Source organism: Chryseobacterium sp. HNCC26DJ240, assembly GCF_057180485.1.
Window position 1 is genome coordinate 193727 of sequence record NZ_JBXUGK010000003.1, and the last position, 26059, is coordinate 219785.

General features: G+C 36.2%; 24 protein-coding genes. 15 read left to right on the forward strand and 9 right to left on the reverse strand.

Translation table 11 applies throughout. The features are described from left to right. Positions 1-33: 33 nt before the first annotated feature. The 4 genes from AC2A1G_RS06990 to AC2A1G_RS07005 all read right to left on the reverse strand — a co-directional run bounded on the left by AC2A1G_RS06990 (position 34) and on the right by AC2A1G_RS07005 (position 3137). Positions 34-846 carry a GLPGLI family protein gene (locus AC2A1G_RS06990; RefSeq protein ID WP_484046207.1) on the reverse strand — a complete coding sequence of 271 codons (813 nt, stop codon included), beginning with the start codon at positions 844-846 and terminating at the stop codon, positions 34-36. Beyond that, positions 843-1682 (reverse strand): GLPGLI family protein, encoded by an 840-nt coding sequence (locus tag AC2A1G_RS06995; protein ID WP_484046208.1) that lies wholly within the window; start codon positions 1680-1682, stop codon positions 843-845. Before AC2A1G_RS06995 ends, AC2A1G_RS06990 begins: the two co-directional genes overlap by 4 nt. 73 nt (positions 1683-1755) lie before the next feature. Then, positions 1756-2799 (reverse strand): PA0069 family radical SAM protein, encoded by a 1044-nt coding sequence (locus AC2A1G_RS07000; RefSeq protein WP_484046209.1) that lies wholly within the window; start codon positions 2797-2799, stop codon positions 1756-1758. Positions 2800-2945: 146 nt separating this feature from the next. Next, positions 2946-3137 carry a hypothetical protein gene (locus AC2A1G_RS07005; protein ID WP_262150317.1) on the reverse strand — a complete coding sequence of 64 codons (192 nt, stop codon included), beginning with the start codon at positions 3135-3137 and terminating at the stop codon, positions 2946-2948. 140 nt (positions 3138-3277) lie between these two features. On the opposite strand from AC2A1G_RS07005, the gene AC2A1G_RS07010 reads away from it, so the two are divergent. Continuing rightward, positions 3278-3631: a hypothetical protein gene (locus tag AC2A1G_RS07010; protein ID WP_262150315.1), complete on the forward strand. Its 354-nt coding sequence runs from the start codon at positions 3278-3280 to the stop codon at positions 3629-3631. A 31-nt stretch (positions 3632-3662) separates the two neighbouring features. Here the strand turns inward: AC2A1G_RS07010 and AC2A1G_RS07015 are convergent, their stop codons facing one another. After that, positions 3663-6269 (reverse strand): hypothetical protein, encoded by a 2607-nt coding sequence (locus tag AC2A1G_RS07015; RefSeq protein ID WP_484046210.1) that lies wholly within the window; start codon positions 6267-6269, stop codon positions 3663-3665. An 84-nt stretch (positions 6270-6353) separates the two neighbouring features. Beyond that, a complete protein-coding gene (locus AC2A1G_RS07020; RefSeq protein WP_484046211.1) occupies positions 6354-7148 on the reverse strand; it encodes a DUF2797 domain-containing protein in 795 nt (264 codons plus the stop codon). A gap of 160 nt (positions 7149-7308) precedes the next feature. Here AC2A1G_RS07020 and AC2A1G_RS07025 point away from each other — a divergent pair, with 160 nt between their 5' ends. From AC2A1G_RS07025 to msrA, 7 genes are all read left to right on the forward strand, one after another. Further along, complete coding sequence (locus AC2A1G_RS07025) at positions 7309-8346, forward strand: GDP-mannose 4,6-dehydratase (protein ID WP_484046212.1); 1038 nt, start codon at positions 7309-7311, stop codon at positions 8344-8346. Positions 8347-8466: 120 nt separating this feature from the next. Next, on the forward strand, positions 8467-8688 hold the full coding sequence (locus AC2A1G_RS07030; RefSeq protein WP_034709134.1) for a DUF2795 domain-containing protein: 222 nt from the start codon (positions 8467-8469) through the stop codon (positions 8686-8688). A gap of 89 nt (positions 8689-8777) precedes the next feature. Then, entirely contained in the window at positions 8778-11852 is a 3075-nt protein-coding gene (secA, locus tag AC2A1G_RS07035; protein WP_484046213.1) for a preprotein translocase subunit SecA, read from the forward strand. A gap of 155 nt (positions 11853-12007) precedes the next feature. Continuing rightward, positions 12008-14143 carry a TonB-dependent siderophore receptor gene (locus tag AC2A1G_RS07040; protein WP_484046214.1) on the forward strand — a complete coding sequence of 712 codons (2136 nt, stop codon included), beginning with the start codon at positions 12008-12010 and terminating at the stop codon, positions 14141-14143. A 140-nt stretch (positions 14144-14283) separates the two neighbouring features. Beyond that, entirely contained in the window at positions 14284-15492 is a 1209-nt protein-coding gene (locus AC2A1G_RS07045) for a PepSY-associated TM helix domain-containing protein (RefSeq protein ID WP_484046215.1), read from the forward strand. 82 nt (positions 15493-15574) lie between these two features. After that, positions 15575-16540, forward strand: coding sequence for an ROK family protein (locus AC2A1G_RS07050; RefSeq protein WP_484046216.1), 966 nt, complete (start codon positions 15575-15577; stop codon positions 16538-16540). Between the two features lie 503 nt (positions 16541-17043). Next, positions 17044-17595 (forward strand): peptide-methionine (S)-S-oxide reductase MsrA, encoded by a 552-nt coding sequence (msrA, locus tag AC2A1G_RS07055; RefSeq protein ID WP_484046217.1) that lies wholly within the window; start codon positions 17044-17046, stop codon positions 17593-17595. Positions 17596-17740: 145 nt separating this feature from the next. Here the strand turns inward: msrA and AC2A1G_RS07060 are convergent, their stop codons facing one another. Then, entirely contained in the window at positions 17741-18244 is a 504-nt protein-coding gene (locus AC2A1G_RS07060) for a superoxide dismutase family protein (protein ID WP_484046218.1), read from the reverse strand. 168 nt (positions 18245-18412) lie between these two features. Between AC2A1G_RS07060 and AC2A1G_RS07065 the strand changes: the two genes are divergently transcribed. The 7 genes from AC2A1G_RS07065 (at position 18413) to AC2A1G_RS07095 (ending at position 24574) form a co-directional block, all read left to right on the forward strand. Beyond that, complete coding sequence (locus tag AC2A1G_RS07065) at positions 18413-20644, forward strand: TonB-dependent receptor (protein ID WP_484046219.1); 2232 nt, start codon at positions 18413-18415, stop codon at positions 20642-20644. 38 nt (positions 20645-20682) lie between these two features. Continuing rightward, positions 20683-21333, forward strand: a complete 651-nt coding sequence (locus AC2A1G_RS07070; RefSeq protein ID WP_484046220.1) for a hypothetical protein — start codon at positions 20683-20685, stop codon at positions 21331-21333. Positions 21334-21378: 45 nt separating this feature from the next. After that, positions 21379-22710 (forward strand): 2TM domain-containing protein, encoded by a 1332-nt coding sequence (locus tag AC2A1G_RS07075; protein WP_484046221.1) that lies wholly within the window; start codon positions 21379-21381, stop codon positions 22708-22710. Next, the gene (locus tag AC2A1G_RS07080; protein WP_484046222.1) at positions 22697-22999 is read left to right on the forward strand and encodes a 2TM domain-containing protein; all 303 of its coding nucleotides are present in this window, start codon (positions 22697-22699) and stop codon (positions 22997-22999) included. Before AC2A1G_RS07075 ends, AC2A1G_RS07080 begins: the two co-directional genes overlap by 14 nt. Positions 23000-23170: 171 nt before the next feature. Continuing rightward, a complete protein-coding gene (locus AC2A1G_RS07085; RefSeq protein ID WP_484046223.1) occupies positions 23171-23467 on the forward strand; it encodes a 2TM domain-containing protein in 297 nt (98 codons plus the stop codon). 33 nt (positions 23468-23500) lie between these two features. Then, complete coding sequence (locus tag AC2A1G_RS07090) at positions 23501-23776, forward strand: 2TM domain-containing protein (protein WP_484046224.1); 276 nt, start codon at positions 23501-23503, stop codon at positions 23774-23776. 54 nt (positions 23777-23830) lie between these two features. Beyond that, on the forward strand, positions 23831-24574 hold the full coding sequence (locus AC2A1G_RS07095) for a LytR/AlgR family response regulator transcription factor (RefSeq protein WP_484046225.1): 744 nt from the start codon (positions 23831-23833) through the stop codon (positions 24572-24574). A 42-nt stretch (positions 24575-24616) separates the two neighbouring features. On the opposite strand, the gene AC2A1G_RS07100 is transcribed toward AC2A1G_RS07095, so the two are convergent. Together AC2A1G_RS07100 and AC2A1G_RS07105 are read right to left on the reverse strand one after the other, a co-directional pair. Beyond that, on the reverse strand, positions 24617-24928 hold the full coding sequence (locus AC2A1G_RS07100; RefSeq protein WP_484046226.1) for a hypothetical protein: 312 nt from the start codon (positions 24926-24928) through the stop codon (positions 24617-24619). Positions 24929-25085: 157 nt separating this feature from the next. Continuing rightward, positions 25086-25982, reverse strand: a complete 897-nt coding sequence (locus tag AC2A1G_RS07105; RefSeq protein ID WP_484046227.1) for a hypothetical protein — start codon at positions 25980-25982, stop codon at positions 25086-25088. Positions 25983-26059: the final 77 nt, after the last annotated feature.

Here is a 26059-nt window from a genome sequence, read left to right on the forward strand (position 1 = left end):
AGCGGTTTTTTCTATTTTAAAATGGTTTTAAACCTAGAATTTTTCTATTGGATTATTTTCTTTACGCACTTTGTTTTCTAAATATTCTTTAGTCTTTTTTATAGTTTCTCTTTTATCTTCTTCACTACGAAAAATCATTTCACCCGCTGCAATCTTTTGCATAAAACCCGCCATAGGATTTTTACGGTATTCTATCTGCATTTTATTATATTTTTCGACATTTAATTTTACCGTATTTTGATAATCGTACTCATTCATAAAATCATAAAAATCGCTTTTTTTTGAGACTGAAATTAATTTATAAACATGAGCTTTGCTTTCGTCTGCCATTTCGATAATCAATCCTGGTAATCCATGAAATTTATAAGGGCCCTCCGAAATTGGAATATCTGTTGTAAACCAAGCTTCCCAAATCCTTCCTCCAAAAGCAACGGTTGCTTTCTGAGCCATATACTCTCCTACTTTCTTTTTTTCTTCAGTTACTTTCCAATTCATGGGTCTTGAATCTTCAACTTTATACACTTTTTCAGGCATATGGTTTGCGGTATAGAAGAACGTTTTTTCATGATTTTTTTCTACGACTTCCCTCACTTTCAAAGTTGGGTCAGGAAAAGAATAAATCCCTCTACTTGCATCGGCAACCATTGTAGAATCTGATTTCACCTTCTTTAAACCCGCAAATAAAGACTGTTTCTTCTCTGGTTTAACCATAAGTGACATAATTTCACTTTCTACTTCAGACATATTTAAACTGTCTTTAGCAAAGCTATAATCATATAAAAACTGATAATTCTGCGCAGTAAGCACAATGCTCATAAACGTTATAATTAAAAAAAATCTTTTCATCTGAATTCTACTTTTTGGTCTAATTCTATTGGGTTATTGTGTTTTGCTAGATTTTTCTGAACACCTTTGGTCATTTCCCTATAATCCACTTCTTTTGTGCCTCCATTTCCATTATCAGTATAGACTTTTTGTCCCATTGCTTTTAAAGAAAACATCGGATCTTCGTAAAAACTACGCAAAATCTTCTTGTATTGTTCCCAAGAGAGTTCTTTTCCTAAATCCCGCTCAAACAAATCTTTTGTTTTCATCTCTTCAATTTTTGTTACTGTAAACGAAAAATTGCTTTGATCGTCTTCCATTTTTAAAATCAAACCAGGAAGCCCGTGGAAATAATACGGCCCTTCGGAAATTGCTATTTCTTTACAAAACCAGGCAATCCAATGTCTACCGCTAAAATCTACCTCTGCTTTTTGACAGGTATAAATTCCGATTTTTTGTGTTTCATCTGAAATTTTCCATTGAAGCTCTTTAAAATCGGTGATAAAAAATTTATCTCTTCCAATAGAAAATGTGAAGTGTTTACTAAACTTTTGCGTTGAAAAATCTTTGACAAAATAAAGTTCCTGATTGATATTAACTCTATAACCATTCCCATATTGACCCTGGTTTTGAAGAGAGTCAGATTTTCTTCGAGACTCTGTTCTAAACAAAGATTTATTCCCCAAAATATCTAATCTGTATTCTCTTTCTACACTTTTGGGGTCGTTTTCTCCAAAACTATCATCAATAAACTCATAATGAACCGTCATATTTTGAGCATTAGCAAAAAGCGGAAAACCAAGTATTAAGAAGTAAATAAAGACACTGAAAGGAGTAATTTGAATTATCTTTTTCATGTTTAATATTTAAAGCAAAACTACATTTTCACCATTAATAAGTCAACGAAAAAAGAGTTAATGTTCGTTAATTTTAGAACAACCTCAGCTGCTGCTCTCTCGTTCCGGTAAAACCATCAGTCGAAAGTTTCGGAAACTCCTTTCCGTCAAAAAACTTCTTTCTTCCAATTTTAAAGGTGTTGTGAATCATTTCTGCAATATTTCCTTCGCCTTTGTGCCGGTCAAACATTCTTTTATCTCCTAATTTTCCGCCACGCATAGATTTAATTAAATTTAAAACTTTTTGTGCTCTGTCGGGAAAGGCAGATTCAATCCACTTCACAAAAACCGGTTCTACCGAATCATTTAATCTTACCAAAGTATAGCCGAAACTTTGAGCTCCTGCATCAGAAATTGCTTTCAAAATACCTAATGGTTCATCACTGTTCAATCCGGGAATAATTGGTGCGACCATCACGTGAGTCGGAATGCCGCTTTGAGATAGAATTTCTACAGCTTTCAGCTTGTTTTTTGCCGAACTGGTTCTCGGCTCCATCTTTCGACGTAATTCTTCGTTGATGGTGGGAATACTTAAAGAAACAGATACTAAATTTTGTTCAGCTAATTGTTTTAAAATATCTAAATCTCTTAAAACCAAAGCATTTTTAGTTAAAACATTTACAGGATGTCTATAATCCAAACAAACCTGAAGCAGTTTTCTGGTAATCTCAAACTGCCGTTCTGCAGGTTGGTAACAGTCGGTATTTCCCGAAAGTAAAATTGGCTCTGGTCTGTAGCCTCTTTTTTTGAAAAATTTCTCCAAAAGCTCTGGTGCATTTTTCTTGACCATGATTTTTCTTTCAAAATCAACTCCAGCACTGTAACCCCAATATTCATGAGTAGGTCTTGCAAAACAGTAAGAGCATCCGTGCTCACAGCCCTGATAAGGATTCATGGAATATTCCATAGGTAAATCTGCACTTTTTACCAGATTAACGATGGTTTTGGGAAAGATTTCTGTGAAAGTGGTTTTAAGGTTTTCAAGATCCTCATCATCCGGTTCAAAAGTATATCTGTCGAAACGGTTGTTGACGTTTCGTTGTGCTCCCTGACCTTTTATGATGTTCTCTTCTTTCATTTTGTTTTGTAAAATTAGAACCGAAATATTCTAAAGTAATGAGTTTTAAGACTAAAGTTTTCCGCAAAAAAATCCGGCACACCAAAAATTTTGGAAATGCCGGAAATTGTAAGACAAATATAATTGTATACTACTTCTGCGGTTTGTTATTTCATAGCAAAATACTCGACTCCATGCTCATCTTCGGCATCTACCCTGTCGTGATGTCTGTGATAATCGCCATAATAATCATTGTATCTTTTTTGCTTTTTTTCCAAGATTTTTTTGATTCCAATAAAACTTAATGCAGCCAGAAGGCCTATTCCTCCTGCAAGTAAAATTCCTGCTTCTTTTTTCATATTATGAAATTTTTTGTTTTAGACGAAAGCAAATAATGTACCTTTTGAAATCGTGACAATAATAAATTTTGTTAAAGAACACATTTTTGTGTCAGGATTTTGTGGTTTGATAATTGTAGTTTGAAACTAAAAATAGTATTATGGAAAACAGAGAAACAGGTGATCAAATGACAACACTCAGTCAGGTAATGACCAGACTTGCCCAGAGAGGAATTCACAGAGAATACAGAATGGATGAGGAAGGAAACATGAAACTGGATAATTCTGAAAGAACATACGAACCGGTGAACCTCACCATTTTAAGAACCTACCGTTTTGAAGGTGACAGCAACCCCGCAGACAGCGCTGTGCTTTATGTAGTGAAAGACCACGAACAAAACATCGGCTTTATTTTAGATTCCTATGGAGCAGAAAGCAATTATCCAGGACACAAATTCGATGAATTTTTAAGAGATATTCCGGTTGAAGAAAGCGAAGAGTACAATCTGGACTAATAATAAACTTTATGAACCAATCCGAAACTGATTACTTGGTTTCGGATTTTTCTTTTTTCTTAAAAACACCTTTCATAAAGCCTTTTTTCTTCTGAGGCTCTTTTTTTTTCGGCTGAGATTTTACATCTTCATTTACAGATTTTGTGACATCTTTTACTGTTTCTGTAGTTTTAGTCAAAGTTTCGCCGATAAGTGTTTTTTTCAGACCATCTTCAATTCCTTTCCAGAACATATTGAAAAACGATTTTGTCGGGTCACGCTCCACACCTTCCACTTCGACAGATTCAGGGAATTTGTCTGATGTACTTTTGATGAAAACATTCGCCACAGCACTCAGAAGCCCTTTCTTTTCTTTGGTTTGTTTATCCAAAAGAGCAATTTTTAAATCCTGATGCTTTAGTTTAAAACTTCCGCCCAAACCTTTCGGGTTTCCATTAAAATCGAAAAGCATTTCCTGAATTGTTCCCGTCGCCGAAACATTCATATAAGGAACAATAAAGGCGTTGAGCGATGTTGCAGGAACTCCCGTTGCACGACCCGATATGCTGAAACGGTCGCTTTGGTCTGCCGTATTGAAACTCCAGTTGACAGAAAGGGGCGATGCGTTGAGGAACGAGCAGTCTATTTTTATTTTTACTTCCGTTGGCTTGCCTTTCATTTTGGCAGAATTCAGATTCTGAACATGCATATTGAAATTGCTGAAGGTCAGTTTGCCCGGTCCGTCGCTCTTTTTAGTGTCTTCTTCGTATTCCAGATAAGAGTTTTTCAGATAAAAATGATCGATAAACATTGGGATTTTGATTGACCTCAACATTTTAGAATACAGCGGCTTTATTTTCGGATCATCTGCCGGAACTTTACTTCTGAAAATATTGGCATTGGCATTTGAAATAGTAACCGAATTGGCATGAATCGATTTATTTTCTGAAAAGAAATCCCAATTTCCATTGGCTGAAATCTGGGCAAATTTAAGATCATACAAATCACTTTCCACCGGAATCATTTTGATAAACTGAGCTCTCGAAACCAACGGCTTCGTTGCAAAATTATTGATGACTGCTTTGTTTTTAGCTAAATTCAAATTCCCGACCGTCATCAGATAAAATTTAGTTTTATAAGAAAAGTCTGCTGTTGATAGATTATAATCTTTCACTTTAAAAGCCAATCCAGATTGATCTGTTTTAGGAGAAATTTCAAGGTCATTGATCTGAGCATTAAGTTGCTTAAACGCTAATGGTTGATTATTTTCATCTAAAGTAAAATCTGAATTTTTAAGATTAATATTTCTGATGATTATTGGAAATTGAATTCCTGCATAATTTGCTTTTTTCTTTACTTTTTCAACGTTTGCAGGCTTATAAACTCCCGAAATTTTGTCGATTAAAACATCTTTTACATCTAAATTCAGTTTTTTATCCTCAATTTTCCAGTGATTGATATTAAAAGCAATTTGATTGACCTTTAAATCTGATTGAGTTTGAGCATTTGTAAGTGAAATCTGATTGAAAACTCCTTTTTTTGGATTGATAAAGATATTTTTAAAGTGAATCTGATCATTTGTTGCCAAAAGAATATCTTCTCCGGCAAGCTTAAAATCTTTATAATGCACCGGAATTGTCTCTTGCGAAGTTTCTTTATTAAAAACAAAATTATCAACATTGAGATTAAGCTTTTTGGCTAACAAAAGATTGCCTCCGTCAGGCTTTACTATTTGAGCCGAAGCGTTTGTGAAATTGATTTTATTGAGATCAATCTCAAAATTGAAAGGCTTTTTTTCCTTTTTCTGAGGAACAGCATTGTTGGTATAAACTAAAAATTGAGGATTTACAAACTGAGCATTGCTTAGGGAAACTTTGTTTTTCTTCAAAACAATATTCGAAAAATTCATTTTCGGAATTGTGAACTGAAAAAGTTGCTTTTCTTTGGGGAAATTCTTTTTAAAGTCGTCAAAACTCAACAAGGGTTTCAGAAAGAAATTATCAACAGACATCTGTCCGTTTTTGGTAACAATTTTTGCAATCGTCAGTTGATAGATTTTGTTGGGCTGAAAGAAGAAATTTTCTCCACTAAGACTGTAGCTATCAAAAACAACAGGCAATTGATCATCTACAATTTCTTCGCTCGTCTGAAGATTTTCAACAATCAAATCAAGATTCTGAGCACTGACGAATTTTTCTTTTGTAGGTTTAAAAACCGTGATTTTACCATTTGTAATTCTGATATTTTCAAAAGAAACCGGATTTTTTTTCTTTCCCGTTTTTTTATCGACGGCATCAGCAAGAGTTATATTTAAATTAGGTCTCGCCAAAAATACATCTGTAGAACTGATTTTTTTATTAAAAACCGCATCAAAAATCCCAAAACGGCTGATTTTCAAAGTATCAATCGTACCCTGAAGACCAAGCAATTGTGTATCATTGGGATTTTTTGATTCTACTTTAATATTTGAAGCAAAAATATTTCCCGAACCTAAATCTACTTCAAGTTTTTTGTAAGAAACTTTGTAGGCTGTATTGTTTTTAATATAATTTGGAAGCTGGGTTTTAAGCCAGATATTAATTGCAAAATTGGCAATCAAAATCAGTCCGAAGAAAATTCCCAAAAAAAGGAAAAGCTTTTTGACCCAGGGTTTTTTCATGGTATAAGGTTTTAGTTAAGAATGTTATTTGAGATAAACAAAAGTCTTTGCTAAAATCAGACCAACAAAATTTCAAGTCTCACCTCAACTCATCTCTAATTCAATCACATACCCTTCATGTCCCCTTACATTCATAAAATTTCCACCCTCGAAGCTTAAATACTGTCCTTTAATTCCATTTAAAACAGCTGAAAACTCTGGTTTTTTATCTAAAGTAAATGAGTTTACTTTCTCAGGCTTTTCAAAAGGATAGTCGAATTTCCAAAGATCTTCACCTTCAGAATAAAATTTCTGGAAGTCCGAAGGGAAATATTCCTTTATTTTCTGCTGAAAATCTGCAAGGTCAATTTCGCCCTCAAAATCATCCTGAAGCATTTTTCTCCAGTTGGTTTTGTCTGGAAGATGATCTTTCAGAGCAACTTCAATCATTCCTGCTTCGTAGCGGTTTTCGGTTCTGGCAATCGGAAGCGCAAATGTTGCTCCCTGATCAATCCATCGTGTCGGAATTTGCGTATTTCTGGTAACACCTACTTTCACATCTCCCGTATAAGAAAGATAAACGGTATGTGGCTGCAGCTGAATTTGTTTTTCGACTTCAATATCTCTTTCGGCAATTCCCAAATGTGCTGTAGAAAGCTCGGGACGAATAATGGTATCACTTGCATAAGGACTTTCAAAAAAGCAGCTTTTGCAAAAACCCATTCTGTAAATTGTTTTATCTAAATTACAATTTACACACTGAAATCCTGTATGTTTAATAGAAATTTCTTTTCCAATAATTTCATTCATGTGAATCAAATCTCCAGAAAGATTGAGATAATATTGAATGGGTTGAGCATCAAAACTCGTCATTTTTAAAATTTGCCCCTGAAATTTCATTATTTTTTTAATTTAAAAGTAAAAGTACAAAAAACAGGAAACAATATCATGAACGGTTTTGGTCATCTCCCATTTCTTTTTTCAATTTTAACGAATATTATTCATTTATTGAACAAAAGAAAATCTTAAATTTATATTTTTGTGCTACTAAAAAACCCAGATGACCTATCTCATTACCGGCGGAAGCGGATTTATCGGTTCTCACTTAATTGAAAATTTGTTGAAAAACGGACATTCTGTCATCAGCATCGATAATTTTGATGATTTCTATGATTATAAAATTAAAATCCGCAATACTTTAGAATCTGTTGGTCTGAATAATTCATTTGAATTCAATGATAGGTTTAAAGATATTGAAGTCCTTATTGATAAGACAAAATCTGAGAATTTTACACTTTATAATGTTGACATTCGGGATAAAAATGGTTTAGAAAATATTTTCAAAAAACATCAAATCGATATGATTATCCATCTCGCTGCCCTTGCCGGAGTGAGACCTTCTATCGAAAGACCATTAGATTACGAAGAAGTAAATATTAGAGGAACAATGCACCTTTGGGAATTGGCAAGAGATTTTGGAATTAAAAAATTTGTCTGCGCATCATCATCCAGCATTTATGGAAATAATGAAAAAACTCCTTTTTCTGAAAGCGATGCTGTAGACCAGCCGATTTCGCCCTACGCTGCCACAAAAAGAGCCGTTGAAATTTTAGGAAATGTGTATCACAGTCTTTACGGAATCGACATGATTCACCTCAGATTTTTCACTGTTTACGGCCCGAGACAACGTCCGGATCTTGCAATTCACAAATTCACAAAACTTATTTCCGAAAATAAAGAAATACCCTTCTACGGCGACGGATCTACCGCACGGGATTATACTTTTATTGACGACATCATCCACGGAATTATTGGTTCTGCAGATTATTTAGATAAGAACAATAAAGTCTACGAAATCATTAATTTAGGAGAAAACGAAGTCATTACTCTTAATGAAATGGTTTCTACTTTAGAAAATGCTTTGGGACAGACAGCAAACAGAAAAAATCTGCCAATGCAGGCAGGTGATGTCACAAAAACCAATGCAGATATTGCCAAAGCAACCATATTATTGGCTTATAAACCTGCCGTAAACTTCCAAAATGGCATAAAAATTTTCGTGGAATGGTTTTTGAGAAATCGAGAACAGAATAGCTGACAAAGTATATCAGTATTTTTACGGCTGTTCATAAATATTTAACAAAAAGAATTGAAAATCAAGTATAAAAAAGGCTATAATATAACCTAATTTTATACTTTTGCAAAAAATTAAAATATTATGTACTGGACATTAGAATTAGCATCTTATTTAAGTGACGCACCTTGGCCGATGACAAAGGCAGAATTGATCGACTACGCAATCAGAACCGGTGCACCAATGGAGGTGGTAGAAAATCTTCAGGCTATCGAAGATGAAGGTGAAGTTTATGATGCCATTGACGAGATCTGGAGCGATTATCCTACAGACGAGGATTACCTTTGGAACGAAGACGAATATTAAGATAGCAACAGCTGATGGCTTCTGTCATTGGCTTTTTTATATAATTACTAACGCAATTAGCCATAAGCTATTTGCTAAAAGCTAAATAAATGAGTTTTTTAAACAAAGTTCTTAAAGGGTTTTTGGGAGACAAGAAAGCGCAGGACCTAAAGGAAGTAAAAAAAGTTGTAACAAAAATCAAAGCTGTTGAACCTGAAATTCAGCAATTGTCTGATGATGGTTTAAGAGGTAAAACGGCCGAGTTTAAAGAAAATATCAAATCTGCAACCAGCAAAATTACTGCTCAGGTTGAAGAAACAAAAGAGCTGATCAAAAACTCAACAAACGTTGACGAAAAGGAAGCTCTATTCTCAAAAATTGATACTCTAAAGAAAGAATCTTACGAAATTGAAGAGAAAGTGCTTCTGCAGATTCTTCCGGAAGTTTTTGCAGTAGTAAAAGAAACTGCCAGAAGATGGGCTCAGAACGGAGAAATCCGTGTGACCGCTACAGACTGGGACAGACAGCTGGCTTCTTTAGGAAAAGATTTCGTGGAAATACAAGGCAATCAGGCGGTTTGGAAAAACCATTGGGATGCTGCCGGAACTCCCGTAAACTGGGATATGGTGCATTATGACGTGCAGTTTATCGGTGGGGTAATTCTACACAGCGGTAAAATTGCCGAAATGGCAACCGGTGAAGGTAAAACTTTGGTAGGAACACTTCCTATCTTCCTTAACGCTCTTCCAGAGAGAGGTGTACACGTTGTAACCGTAAATGATTATTTGGCAAAACGTGACTCCGCGTGGATGGGACCTTTGTACCAGTTCCACGGTATGTCTATCGACTGTATTGATAATCACCAGCCGAATTCAGACGGAAGAAGAAAAGCATACAATTCAGATATTACCTACGGAACCAATAACGAATTTGGTTTCGATTATTTGAGAGACAACATGGTAAGTTCTCCTACAGAATTGGTTCAGAGAGAATTAAACTTTGCCATTGTGGATGAGGTAGATTCAGTTTTGGTGGATGATGCAAGAACACCTTTGATTATTTCAGGTCCGGTTCCTCAGGGCGACAGACAGGAATTTGATGTTCTGAAACCTTCTATCGACAGAATTGTTGAAGTTCAGAAAAAAACAGTTTCAGCTTTATTTAATGAAGCTAAAAAATTAATTGCCGGAGGAAATACTAAAGAAGGTGGTTTCAAATTACTACAGGCTTACAGAGGTCTTCCGAAAAGCAGACAATTAATCAAATTCTTATCAGAAAGCGGAAACCGTGCATTGCTTCAGAAAACCGAGGCTCAATACATGGCAGACAACAACCGTGAGATGCCTACTGTAGATAAAGATCTTTACTTCGTAATTGAAGAGAAAAACAATCAGGTAGACCTTACAGACAAAGGTGTAGAATACATGTCTCAAGGGAATGAGGATAACAATTTCTTTGTTCTTCCGGATATTGGGACAGAAATAGCAGAGGTTGAAGCTAAAAATTTATCTAAAGAAGAAGAATTTGAAGCTAAAGAAAGACTTTTCGCAGACTTCGCCGAGAAATCTGAAAGAGTTCACACCATGAGCCAGTTGCTTAAAGCTTACACATTATTCGAAAAAGATGATGAGTATGTTGTAATCGACGGTGAAGTAAAAATCGTTGACGAACAGACCGGTCGTATCATGGAAGGCCGTCGTTATTCAGACGGTTTACACCAGGCGATTGAAGCTAAAGAAAATGTAAAAATCGAAGCTGCTACACAGACTTTTGCAACCGTAACCCTTCAGAATTATTTCCGTATGTACAACAAACTTGCAGGGATGACGGGTACAGCTGAAACAGAAGCTGGCGAGCTTTGGCAGATTTATAAATTAGACGTTGTAGTAATTCCTACCAACCGTCAGATTCTCAGAAATGATAAACAGGATTTGGTTTTCAAAACCAACAGAGAAAAATATAACGCTGTTATAGAAGAAGTTGAGCAATTAACCGCTGCCGGAAGACCCGTTTTGGTTGGTACGACTTCGGTAGAAATTTCTCAGTTGCTTTCAAAGGCGCTTCAGTTAAGAAAAATTCCACATCAGGTTCTGAATGCGAAGCTTCACAAGAAAGAAGCAGAAATCGTGGCAGGAGCAGGTCAGCCGGGAGTTGTAACAATTGCAACGAACATGGCAGGTCGTGGAACGGATATTAAACTTTCAAAAGAAGTAAAAGAATCCGGCGGTTTGGCAATTATCGGTACTGAAAGACATGATTCAAGACGTGTTGACAGACAGCTAAGAGGTAGAGCGGGACGTCAGGGAGATCCTGGAAGTTCGCAGTTCTATGTCTCTTTGGAAGACAACCTGATGCGTTTGTTCGGTTCTGAGAGAATTGCTAAAATGATGGACAGAATGGGTCACAAGGAAGGTGAAGTAATTCAGCATTCCATGATTTCAAAATCTATCGAAAGAGCTCAGAAAAAAGTAGAAGAAAACAACTTCGGAACAAGAAAAAGACTTCTTGAGTACGATGATGTAATGAACAAACAGCGTGACGTAATCTATAAGAGAAGAAAGAATGCGTTGTTCGGTGATCACCTGAAGTATGACATTACGAATATGATTTTCGATGTTGCCAATTCTATCGTTGCGAAAGGAAAAGCGACAGGAAGTTATAAAGAATTTGAGTACGAAATCATCAAAACTTTCACCATGGAATCTCCTGTTTCTGAGGATGATTTCAAATCGAAAACGGTTGCTGATCTTACGAACACTCTATTCACTGCAGCTCAGGAAGATTACAACATGAAACTGAATCTGTTGAAAGAAAAATCTTTCCCGATCATTGAAAATGTATTCCAGAATCAGGGTTCTATGTTTAAAATGATTCAGGTTCCGTTCACAGATGGTATCAAAACAATGACTATCGTTACCGATCTTAAGGAAGCTTACGATTCTAAATGTGAAACCATGATCAACGATTTTGAAAAGAATATCACTCTTTCCATCATCGATGAAAACTGGAAACTTCACCTTCGTGAAATGGATGATCTGAGAAAATCTTCTCAGGGAGCTGTTTACGAGCAGAAAGATCCGTTGGTAATCTATAAGCAGGAATCTTTTCACTTGTTCAGCGAAATGATCGATAAATTAAACAAAGAAATTATCTCATTCTTATATAAAGGAGAAATTCCTGCATAAGAGAATAAATTTCATTTTATACAAAAACCGTTTCTTTTGAGACGGTTTTTTTGTTATTTATTGAATATTAAATGTGATTTAAATATGACAAATATCAATTTTAAGATTTATTTAGAATAATTAAAAAGAATATATTTGCAGAAAATTAGGTATACATGAATAAGCTATTAATTTCCGCTTCGTTGTTAGCAACAGTATTTGCTTTTGCGCAGGAGAGAGACTCTATAAAATCAAATGATATAAATGAGGTTGTTGTACAAGGTTACATTACCAGAGACAGAGAATCTGTAAACAAAATGCCTTTAAAAGAAATTGAAAACCCTCAGGTTTACAATATCGTTAACAAAAACGTAATTAAAGAACAAGTTGTTACCAACTTCAATGACGCACTAAAAAATGTTACGGGTATTACGAGATTATGGGAATCTACTGGAAGAGGAAATGATGGTGGTGAGTACTACACGATGAGAGGTTTTTCACTTCAACCATCATTAACTAACGGCATGCCTTCATTAACAAACGGAACATTAGATCCTGCCGGAATTGAAACCATTGAGGCTATAAAAGGACCTTCGGGAACATTATACGGTGGAAGCGTAATTTCTTATGGTGGATTAATCAATGTCATTACAAAAAAACCTTACCAACACTTTGGTGGAGAAGTAAACTACATCAACGGAAGTTATGGTCTAAACAGAGTTTCAGCAGATGTCAATGCGCCGCTCAGCAAAAATCTGTTTGCCAGAGTAAATGCTGCTTACCAAAAACAAAACACTTTTCAGGATGCCGGCTTCAGCGAATCATTTTATATTGCTCCATCGCTTAAATTTGTTGCAAGCGACAAGCTTACATTTTACGTTAATACAGAAATAAAAAAGAGCGAATCTGCCAATGCGCCGATGATTTTCTTAAACAGAAATCTCCCGCTTACTTACAATTCTATTGATGTCTTCAAACAAAATTACAAGAACTCGTACACGAGTGATGATTTAACAATTAATAATAATACCTTCAACCTTCAGGCATCCGCAAATTACAAGATTTCAGACAACTGGACTTCGAAGACCATCTTCTCAAGGAGCAATTCTAAGACAGACGGTTATTACCATTATCTTTATGATCAGTCCAATGGGAAAGATTTCACAAGATTTATCGCCAATGTTGGTGGAGAAACCAATACTACAGGAATTCAGCAGAACTTTGTAGGGGATTTTAATTTTGGAAATGTTAAAAACAAATTACTCGTAGGTTTAGATTATTTCCAAAGAGATTTTATTCAGGGAGGAACAGGTTGGATCGGCTATGGAGTGGTCGATATTAAAAATCAAACGGATACAAAATCTACCTTGCTAACAAAATCAGCAGTAGATTACGAATTAAGAAATGCCGGACAGGCACTTGGTCACGCTGAAGCAAAAATTTACAGCGCTTATGTTTCGGATGTCGTGAACATTTTGCCCAACCTATCCGCAATGCTAAGCCTTAGAATGGATCATTTTACAGGAAGAGCAAGTGCATACGCCACTGATGATACAAAGGGTCAGACAACTTTTTCTCCTAAATTAGGTTTGGTTTATCAGCCAATTCCAGACAAAGTTTCTGTATTTGGTAACTATATGAACGGATTCAGAAATGTTGATCCTTCTACAATACAGGTAACAGACAATCTTGGAAATGTTTTAAGCAGTGAACTTCGTTACTTCGATCCTGAACACGCCAATCAATGGGAAGTCGGCACAAAAGCCAACCTGGCAGGAGATAAATTCTCAATTACAGCCAGTTACTATAGCATTAATGTGAAAAACAAGGTAATGGGCAATGGCCTTGATGTTAATCAGGGAGGTGAAGTTGACAGTAAAGGTTTTGAAGTAAGCGTATTGGGTAGTCCGATTCCTGGAATGAACCTTATCGCTGGGTACAGCTATAACGACAGTAATGTAGTTAAAGGTGACCAGGGATATCCTGGGAACAGAACAGAAGATTCAGGACCTAAAAATCTTGTTAACTTCTGGGGAACATATAAAATACAGGAAGGTTCTTTGAAAAACTTCGGAATTGGTTTTGGTGGTAATTCAGCAAGCAGATTTTATACTTTAAACAGAGGTGATATCGGAGCTTTCCCGTTACCAAGTTATATCATAATGAATTCTTCAGTATCATTTACAGAAGAGCGATACAGTATTATTTTAAAATTAGACAACATCGCAAACAAGAAATATTTCTCAGGCTGGTCTACAGTAACTCCTCAGAGATTAAGAACGCTTTCTTTAAGCTTGAACTATAAATTTTAATTAAACTCAATACATCAAACCTCTGCCAAATTGCAATTGTAGTTTGGCAGATTTGTTTTAGTTTAAATCAATTCAATTCATTAATTGTATTTAATCTAAATAAGAATTGAAAATATTATCTTTGCCCCACGTATTGATTCATGAGAAAAAAACACCACCATAAAAAGAAACCTTCCGCATTCAAAAAATGGACTGGCAAGATGCATCTCTGGCTGGGAATGTCGGTTGGGCTTATTATTTTTATCGTCTCTATCACCGGAACTCTGTTTGTCTTTAAAGATGAAGTAGAGAATTTTACGAGGAAAGAAGTCATTTATCACAATGAACAGAATATTGCTCAAAAGCAGGTATTGCCTATTCGTGTTTTAGAGAAAATGGTTGATGAGCAGGTAAAAGAAAAATACAAAATCCATTGGGTCAATATTCCTGTCGATAAAAAAATGTCTTATCAGTTCTATTGGTACGAGCACAACACCGAGGCATGGCATTATTTTGATGAATTTCCGATCTACAAATCAGCTTACGTCAATCCTTACACAGGGAAAGTACTGGAAGTATTTGACGAGAAAAACGGCTTTTTTCAGATTGTAAAAACTATTCACTGGAGCTTTTTACTGAAGCAGGACTGGGGAAAATATGTTGTAGGAATTCCCGTAATCATCTTTGTAATCATGTTGATTTCAGGGATTATCCTTTGGTGGCCAAAAAACAAAGCCGCCAGAAAACAGAGATTCTCATTCAAATGGAAAAACATCAAAAGCTGGAAAAGAAAAAACTACGATCTGCATAACGTCTTAGGTTTCTACGCTTCAATTTTTGCTCTGATTTTCTCGATTACAGGTTTATTTTATTCCTTCTTTGTGGTTCAGGCAGCTATTTACTTCATTTTCTCAGGCGGAAATACCGTGTACCCAGATTTCTCTCACATCACTACAAAGGCACCGATCGAGATGAGAAACGAAACTACTTTAGACAAAGTCATTTCGACAGTTCATGCAAAATATCCAGAGTCTTATGGATTCGCAATAGATCTCGGACATCCTCACATGGATGATCACGAGCACCCGAATTTTTCGGTTTTTGTAAAGCATCTCTCCTACTCTTACCACAAAAACAGCAGTCTGATTTTTGATGAAAACTCAGGTGAATTATTACACACCTACAATCACGAAGACAAGAACTTTGGTGAAAAAACTGTGGCTGCCAATTACGATATCCACGTAGGTTCCATCTTAGGTTTACCGACGAAAATTATTGCATTTATTGTGAGTTTAATCTGTGCTTCATTGCCAGTGACAGGTTTTTTAATCTGGTGGGGACGAAGAAAGAAGACCAGAAAAGCGATGTAAAGAATTTAAATAAATCAGGTTTACTGATTATTAATACAATCTTTTTTATAAATTTATTGCCTCGAAATTATACAATAAGAAAATGTCAGTAGTAGATTTGTCAAAACAGGTTGCATTAGGTATCGATATCGGTGGAACCAATACTAAATTTGGTCTTGTAAATCACAGAGGCCAGATTTTAACCAAAGGTTCCCTGTCAACCGACCAGTACAGCACACCTGAAGAGTTTGTGGATGCACTTTACGAACAAATTCAACCTTTGATTGAAGAATATTGTGAGGCAGGAATTGAAGGTATCGGTGTAGGCGCTCCCAACGCAAATTACTACAGAGGAACTATCGAGCTTGCTCCCAATCTTCCATGGAAAGGCGTGATTCAGTTTGCAGACTTAATGACCGAAAAATTTGGTAAGCCCTGCAAAATGACCAATGATGCCAACGCAGCAGCGCTTGGTGAAATGATGTACGGTGCCGCAAGAGGCATGAGAGATTTCATCATGATTACCCTCGGAACCGGCGTAGGAAGCGGAATTGTTTCCGGCGGACATTTAATCTACGGTCACGACGGTTTTGCCGGAGAATTGGGTCACACTATCGTAAAACCTGGTGGCAGAAAACACTGGAGTACAGGCTCCGAAGGCAGTCTCGAATCTTACGCATCAGCTACCGGAATTGCTATCACAGCCAAGAAAATGCGTGCTGAATTTCCGGATTCCATGCTGAATCAATATCCTGAAGAAACCATTAATTCTAAAACAGTACACGAGTGCGCTTTGAAAGGAGATCCTGTTGCTGTAGAAGTTTTCAGATATACGGGTCAGAAATTAGGTGAAGCATTAGCAAATTTTGTCATGTTCTCTTCACCTGAAGCTATTTTGCTGTTTGGCGGAGTAATTAAGGCAGGAGATTTTATTTTAAAACCTGCAAAACTTCACATGGAAAGAAATCTTCTTCCAATTTTCAGAAATAAAGTGAGATTGGTTTTCTCTGAACTGGATGAAGCTGATGCCGCTATTTTAGGTGCAAGCGCATTGGTTTGGGAGAAATAATTTTAAATAAATTTAAATCATATAAGCATTCTTTCGGGGATGCTTTTTTTTTGTTTAAATTCAAATGAATCGAATGAAAAGAGATAGCGTTCCTACGGAACGCGCCATCCGAACAGATTATTTTTTCTACACAGATATCGCTCCTATGGAGCATTTTCGAACTCATGCAAATTAATTCCTAAATTCACCCGCACCAATCTTCCAATTCATCCGCATGATTTACTCAATTCATCCGCATGAATTTCTGAACTCACCCGCATGAATTTTGATTTAAATTAAAACCTCTAAAATTCACACGTCTAAACTTATTAATTTACACGTCTAAATCTCCTAAGTTACACGTCTGAATTCTTTAGTTTACACGTCTCATTTTTTCTAATGGTCATTTTAAATCTTAATTATTTACCGAATCATACCTCAAACACATTCCTTTTGGCAAGATTTTTCCTAATTTTGATAGGCTTTTAAAAGCATTTTTAAAATTAAATAAGATTCAATAAAAAATGGATAATCAATTTGAACAAATAACGTTTGGCGGAGGATGCTTCTGGTGTGTTGAAAGCTGTTTCAACATGCTGAAAGGTGTGGAATCCGCAGTTTCAGGATATTCGGGTGGCCATAAAGACAACCCGACTTACGAAGAGGTCTGCACCGGACAAACCGGTCATGCTGAAGTGGTACAGCTTACCTACGACCCGCATGTAATTTCATATGAGCAGTTGATGGATGTATTTTTCTTCCTTCACGACCCTACGCAGCTCAACAGACAGGGCAACGACATCGGAACCCAGTACCGCTCGGTGATTTACTATAAGGACGACGCTGAAAAAGCTAAAGCTGAAAAGGCAATCGAAGTTTCTAAAGAGTCTGGAAGATGGAAAGGAACCTACGTTACAGAACTTTCACCTCTCGAAAAATTCTGGCCTGCCGAACAGTATCATCAGGGATATTACAGTGAAAATCCTACGCAACCTTACTGCAGCGCAGTGGTCGGTCCCAAAATTCAGAAGTTTAAAAAACATTACGGAGAATTGGGATTGATTACAGAAAACTAAAATAAATGCCGGTTACAATCAACCGGCATTATTTATTTGATAATTCTTAACAGGACTTTGTCATTGCGAGGAGGAACGACGAAGCAATCTGTTGAACAAGCTTACAATGTTGAAGAGATTTCTTCGTTCCTCGCAATGACGTTCATTATTTAATCTCCACACATCCTACTCTGCCACCAGCATTTCCCGTTGGCTGAGTCTGGAAATCGTCCGCCGCGGCGTGAATAATCATTCCTTTTCCGAGAATGTTTTTAGATTCATCTACACAGTCGAGACACCACTTATCGGTTTTAAAGGTAAGTTCAGCATTTCCATTGGCATCGGCTGTAAGATTTCCAATATCTCCCATGTGAAAATGCTCGCCGCCCCATCTTCCGTGATCCATTTTTGAGGGATTCCAGTGTCCGCCGGTCGATGTGGCATCAGCTGCAGAGCAGTCTGCTTTTTCGTGAAGGTGAACTGCGTGAATTCCGGGTGTAAGATTTTTGGCTTTAATTTTCATTGTTACCTCTCCGCCTGATTCGGTAAAACTTACGGTTCCGGCAGTTTTAGTGTCGCTCTTTGGCATAATGTCGTATGTTTTACTAGCGCCGCAAGACACGGTAAACAGGGCAAAACCTCCCAATAATGTAATTGTTTTTAAATTCATTTTATTAATATTTTATAGTGTTGAATAATTTGAAAATGAAAAAAATCTAAAACGATAAAAGTCTCAGGACAAATCAAATTACCGTTCGGAGTTTAAAAATGACCGTTCAGCATAATTTAATTGAAGGCTTTTGATGAACTGTGTATTTTTACATCAAATTATTAGCCAATGAAAACTTTCAGCCTTCGCATCCTTATTTTAAGTTTAAATCTGATTTTTGCTACCGCAACATCTCAGATTAAAATTTCGGGAAAGGTAAGCTACAAAAACAAAGGGATTTCGCAGGTGAACATTACGCTGAAAGATACTTACGATGGCACAACAAGCGACAGCAACGGAAATTTCTCTTTTGAGACCTCTGAAAAAGGAAGTCATATCCTTCAGTTTTCACATCCAAAATACATCGAGACTGAAAAGTCTTTTCAGATCGAAAATCAAAACATTGAACTTTCAGTTGATATGAAGGAACAAGTGAGCGAGATCGATGCCGTGGTCATCACCGCAGGCTCGATTGAGGCGAGCGACAAAAACAGGGCAACGGCACTGCTTACTCCACTGGATATTTATACAACCGCAGGAGCAGACGGACAGATTTCATCAGCTTTAAATTATCTTCCGGGTGTACAGAAAGTTGGTGAAACAGAAGGCCTTTTCATTCGTGGCGGTACGGGTTCTGAAGCTAAAATTTTTATGGACGGAAGCTTAATCAACAATTATTTTTCAAACTCGGTTCCGGGAATTGCAGGACGGGACCGCTTCAATACTTCACTTTTTAAAGGAAATATATTTTCAAGTGGTGGTTATTCGGCTTTGTACGGACAGGCACTTTCTGGAGCTTTGATGCTGGAAAGTGTGGATCTTCCGGAGCAGTCTTCTTACGATTTTGGTGTGGCTCCGATTTTCTTAAACGCTTCATTTCAGAGAGTAAATGATGAGAAAACCCATTCTTTTGGGGCGAGTGCAGGCTATTCCAACTTAAAACTGATGCAGGAAGTATTTAATTTTAACACCAATTTTCACGAACCTCCGAGTGGTTTTAATGGAGACGCCAATTTTAGAATTAAAACAAAGTCCGGTGGCTTTCTGAAATATTACGGAATGTTCAGCACCGATATCATGGGCGTGAAAATGCCCAGCCTTGAATCTGACTACGACAATTCTTTGGTGAATTTAAAAGGAAAAAACACTTTTCAGAACCTTTCTTACCGTCAGAAATTCGGAAGATATCTTTTAAATTTAGGAACATCTTATTCATTCAACCGTTCAGACCTTCGGTTTGCTACAGAAAAGGAATCTGTACAGTCAGATGAAACCAGAGTATTGAATGACGGAAATTATCTGAACTTTAAGGCAGTTTTAGAAAGAAAAATCAACAGAATCAGTGCTGTGCGAGGTGGTTTTGAATTGAATCATGCTAACGAGGAACTTTCCGTGCTCGATATTAATAAAAATTATTCAGACCTCATTTCTTCTGCTTTTGTGGAAACAGATTTAGGTTTCAGCAACCGTTTTTCAGCCAAAATCGGAGCGAGAGGAGAATATTCTTCTTTTCTAAAGGCCGGCAATTTTTCTCCCAGAGTTGCGTTAGCGTACCGACTTGCAAAAGACTGGACGACTTCCCTCGCTTACGGAATCTTCTATCAAAATCCTGAAAGCAGATACATCAATTCTTCGGCAAAACTCGGTTTTCAGCAGTCGCAGCATTATATTTTCCAGCTTCAGGGCAATGTGGAAGGAAGAAGTCTGAGATTTGAAGCTTTCTACAAAAACTATGATGATTTGATAAAAGTTCAGAATGCTTTCAATATTCAGGGCCAATATCAGCCGGTGCAGACTGCCGTAAACAACAACGGAAATGGTTTTGCCAAAGGTTTAGAGTTCTTTTTCAGAGACAAAAAGACTTTCGAAAATATCGATTACTGGGTGAGCTATTCGTTTTTAGATTCGAAAAGAGATTTTCTGAATTATCCGATGAGTTTAAGACCAAATTTCGCTTCGGAACACACCGTTGCTTTAGTAGCCAAAAGGTTTTTCCCAAAGCTGAAATTCGGAACCAATTTATCTTTTAATTATGCCAAAGGCCGCCCGTATTATGATATTGTAAGCAGCAACGGCGAAAATATTATCAGAAACGAAGGGATTTTAAAGGATTTCAGTTCGCTTAATTTAAGTTTCAATTATCTGCCGAACCTCGGGAAAAAAGATTCGAAAGCGTTTACCATTTTTGTTTTAAGTATTTCCAATGTTTTGGGGAGAAATAATATCTACGGATACAATTTTTCGTCCAACGGAAATTTCAGATCAGCCGTCGTTCCACCTGTGAACACCTTTGTTTTCGTAGGAATGTTCATCAGTTTCGGAGTCGATAAAACGCAGGATGCCATCAACAACAATCTTTAAAAAAATCAATTATATTTAACTTTAAAAATTTTACAATCATGAAAAAACTAATTTTAACTTTTGCTTTAAGTTTAATAAGCTTAACGACTTTTGCACAAACCACTTACGAAAAAGCAATGGCTGATAAAATTGCCAAAATCGAAACCTCAAAAACTCCGGATGAGCTTCATGCTTTATCAAATGATTTCGTAAGAATTGCAGAGAAAGAAAAAGGGAAATGGCTGCCAAACTACTACGCTGCCTTTGCTCAGATTCAGAAAGGAAGAACTCTGATGCGTGAAGGAAAAATGGATCAGCTGGATGCAGTGGCCGATACCGCTCAGAAATATGTAGATCTTGCCATGGCTGCCGACGCCAATAATTCTGAAATTTATCTGCTTCAGAAGATGATTTATTCTCTGAAAATGGTTGTTAACCCGATGGAAAGATACATGACATTCGGTATGAAAGCTGATGAGACGCTGAAAAAAGCAGAGAGTTTAAACCCTCAAAACCCGAGAGTGACGTTGATAAAAGCTGAAGATATGTATTTTACTCCGGCGCAGTACGGCGGAAGCCAGACCAAAGGAATTGAGCTTTTCAAGGCAGCTTTGGAAAAATACAATTCATTTAAACCTAAAACTTCTTTAGATCCAAACTGGGGCAAATCTGAAGCTGAATACTTCATCAGCCAAGGGGCAGGAAAATAATATTAAATTTGTGCGCAATGCTTTTCTAAAGCCTGTAAAATAATTATGAAACGTAAGAATTTTATCACGTTAGCGTGGATTTCGCTGGGAACATCAATGTTTTTCTTTTTTGCATTTACAGATGAAAAAACACTGGAAAACTTCCTGCTGACTGTGCTTATTTCATTCATGTATTCCTTCTTTTTGGGTGCGGGAAATGGTTTGATCAATGACTACCTCAACAAGAAATTTCCATGGTCTGAAGCGACTACCAAAAGAGCCATCATCAGCATTGTTGTAATTCTGATTGCGAATACAATTCTCGTTTACTTCTGCAACTACATGAATTTTGTCGTGTTTCAAAAGGCGGCAACGACCCAGCAGTATTTTAGTGGAAGGTATAATTTTATCAACTGGTTTACGATTAATGTTGCACTCTTAATATCGGCCTTTCTTCATGCGAAAGGCTTTATGGATGAACTGAAAAAAACTTCCCGCAAAGAAGTGGTAGAACAGAAACTCATCGCCAAATCTGCCAACGCCCAGTTTGAAAGTTTAAAAAACCAGCTCGACCCACACTTTCTGTTTAATTCTTTAAATGTTTTAAGCTCATTAATTGATGAAAATCCGAGGCAGGCGCAGAAGTTTACTGCTTCAATGTCAAAGATTTACAGATACGTTCTGGAGCAGAAAGACAAAGAACTGGTGACAGTACAGGATGAACTCGATTTTGCCAAAACCTATTGTGAATTACTGAAAACAAGATTTGAAGACAGCGTGGATTTTGTATTTGATGTGAACGAAAATGACCTCAGAAAATTTGTCGTTCCTCTATCACTTCAACTGCTTTTGGAAAACTGTATCAAACATAATTTCGCCACCTCATCGAAGCCTTTAATGATTAAAGTTTTTACTGAAAACGACTGTCTTTGCATCGAAAACAATCTTCAGGCGAGGGAACAGTTGAAAGAAAGCGCGGGAATTGGCTTGGCAAACATCGTCCAACGCTACGCTCTTTTAACCAAAAGAAATGTCTTCATTGAAAAATCTGAAGATTATTTTAAAATTAAATTACCGGTACTCTCTGAAAAACCACAGATTGTAAGCGAAAATACTCATGACGATAACGAAGCTTATCAAAGAGCCCGAAAAAAGGTTAAAGAAATGAAATCATTTTATGCAAACCTCATCTCCTACTGCATTGTGATCCCTTTTTTAATTTTTGTAAATCTATATACAAGCAGAGAATATCTTTGGTTCCTGTGGCCAATGCTCGGGTGGGGAGTTGGTTTGGCTTCTCATGCATTTCAGGTTTTCGGGATAGGAAATGACTGGCAGGAAAGAAAAATTCAGGAAATTATGAACAAACAGAAAAACGGAAAAAATGGATCAGTTTAATCAAAATGACTTTCGGTATCAGCAGGCTAAAAAACAGGTAGAAAAGCTTCGCGGCTTCTACGGACATCTGTTTTCTTACGTTGCTGTGAATATAATGATTGCGATTTTCAATTATTACGATTTAAAAGCCGGAGAAACTTATTTTCAGTTTAAAAATTTCATGACGGCAACATTCTGGGGAATTGGTCTTCTGATACATGCGCTCTTTGTATTTTTCCCTAGATTCAGCTTTTTCAGAAATTGGGAAGAGCGAAAAATACGTGAACTGATGGGCAAAAACAAAGAATAAACTTCAAAAATTTTAGAGAAAATACAAATCCCGATTCAGCTGAGTCGGGATTTTTGCTGTTCAGTCGCTAAAAATGACCGTTCGGTTAGATTAAGTTGATTTGAGGCTGATTCTTGTTCTACATTTGTCTCAACAAAAACAAACAGATATTAATTTTTAAATTAAAACATCATGGAAAATCTTACTTACAACAAAGAAAATTTAGCTTACGAAAAAGCAGCAAAAAGAGTAAAAGATCTTAAAGGATTTTACGGAAATCTTGCTTCATACTGCATCGTCATTCCGTTTTTAATTATTATCAATATGATCACATCACCTCAACATTTGTGGTTTTACTGGCCAATGTTGGGCTGGGGAATTGGAATTATCGCTCATGCTGTAAATACTTTCGGAATCGGGAAAGACTGGGAAGAGAAAAAGATTCAGGAAATCATGAACCGAGAAAAAATAGGCTCAAAATCACTTTAAATAAATTTTAATAACAATTTAAAAATAAACATCATGGAATATCAAACAGCACAACAAAGAGTAAAAGAACTGAAATCATTCTACAAAAACTGCATGTGGTTCGGGATTGTAGCATTATTTATTTTCACAAGAAGATTCGTAAAATATGGAGATTTCACTGAAGCCATTTCTACAGGATCAATTATCCTGACAATCTGGGGAATTATAATTGCTGTAAAAGCCGTAAAACTATTTGTTTTGAATTCTGAATGGGAAGAAAAAGTGCTGCAAAACGAAATTAATAAAGCCAAAAAGCCTATAAATTTTTAAGAACAGAAAGATTTAATTAATTTTAAAGTTCAGATTTAAAACTAAAATCAAACCATGATCAGAACCCTTATTATCGAAGACGAAAAGCCGGCAGCAAGAAAGATCGAAAGAATGCTCAATGAATTTCCGGATATTGAGATTGTCGGCAAAATAGAATCTGTGGAAGAAGGTGTACAATGGTTTTCTGAAAATGAGCATCCCCAGCTCATTTTTTCAGATATTGTTTTGGGCGACGGTGTTTCGTTTGATATTTTTGAAAAAGTTCCGACGAAAGCATTTATGATTTACACCACCGCTTTTGATCAGTATACTTTAAAAGCTTTTAAACTCAACAGCATCGACTATCTTCTGAAGCCTATTATGGAGGAAGATCTGTCTGCTGCTTTAGAGAAATTCAGATCATTTATTCCTTCTGGTAACGCTGTTAATTCTCATGAAATTAAGGATTTAATTAAAAAAGACAAATCCACTCTTTCGAGAATTCTCGTTAAAATCGGTTACAATCTGAAAATTGTGCAGACCTCAGAAATCAGCTGTTTTTTCAGTGAAAATAAAATTGTTTATCTGCAGACTCAGGACAGGAATTTCCCAACAGATTTTACTTTAGATGAATTAGTTGAAGTACTTGATGAGCAGAAGTTTTTCCGTGTGAACAGACAGTTTATTATCAATTCAGATTATATTAAAAACATTCATACTTCACCCAATTATAAAGTTGAATTAAACTTTCAGCCCGAAGAGGAAATTACTGTGAGCAGAGAGCGTGTGAAGGATTTTAAGGACTGGTTGGTTTCATAAATAAAAGAAGCCGGAATATTTTCCGACTTCGCCACGCAAATACTATCTAAATGAGCGATTGAACGCTACTTTTCTATCCTTACCACCTTTTTTCTGGCTTTGAACATATCTCTGATACTGTTGTTTGGTAAGAATGCTTTTAATTCTGGCTTCATATCCTCTTTCGGTAAGTCTTTCTCTTTCCAAAGATTTTATCTGTCTTTCCTGAGAAGTTGATAATCCTAAACCGTAGAATCCGTTTTGATTTTGATTTTGACGGTACTCTACTCTGTCTTTTTTCACTTCTACTCTTCTTTGCTGTGCTGTGATGGCTACTGCAACAAATAAACTTGCTGCTAAAACTAATTTTTTCATAAGGCTTTATTTTTAAGGTTAAATAATTGTTTCTTGTATTAAATGAAACAATAGATATGCCCTAAAACACGATAAACAGAGGATTATAGAAGCATCTGTGGTTTGTATAGATGAATGATGAGATTTTGTCGACGAATGAGTTTTTGAGGATGAAATTTTATTTATAATCAATTCTGTTCGCTTCTGTATCTTCAAGTTGTTTGATAATTGAGGCAGGAATTTCATCGCTGTCAATCGGGAAACTTATTGAATCGGGAATGAAATTTTTTCTGTCTGCCTTCTGAAATATTTCAAAGAGAGCAATCGGCTCCTGATTGAAACTAATACATGTACTTATAAAATGCAATTCATAGAGCTTATATTCTGGATTTTTGAGTTTTTCCTTGATGTCTTTTATTCTTGAAATAAAATGTCTTTGGCGGATGAATGTGTTGCTGTTCATGATAATAAAAACATAATCGGAATACGCTGTGATTTTACCAAAATATTTGTGCCGGTCGCCGCCGCTTCTTTCCACAAAATATTCGCCTGAAGTTTCAGACTTGTAAATTTCTGTTGCGGAACGCCAGATCCTGTCTTCCTTCGCCTGCAATGGGTTTTCAGGAAGGTTCCTGTTATAGGAATACCAGCAGCCGACGAGTCTGTCGAGCAGATCTGTGTTTTGTTTTACGTTATTCATATCAATTCTCAGATCATTAAAATTGAATGATTCTGTATTTGAATTAATAAAATCAATGTAATTGGAATAGCCCAAAACTTTGACAATCTTACTCAATTTTGCCAGATTTGGTTTGCTTAAAACTGAATTTTCATTTTGCTTAAATTTCTTCAGTTTGTTGATGATCAGGTGTTCGTATAAATAATTCGAACCTAATAATTCAGGATTTTTTTTAATGCTTTTAGTTTCCTGATCAGCTATGATAAGATCATTAAGTTCATCGGCGATGTAAGACCATTCGGTTTTAGACACATCTTCCCAAGAATTTTTCTTTAAAAAATGAAAGCTTAAGAAATTCATCAGTTTCTCAAGGTGTGCGATATCTTCTTTTTTCATCCTTAATTTATTCTATAAGACTAATTTAAGATTTTTTTAAATCCAAAAAAGATTTTTGCAGGACTTTTATATTTTTT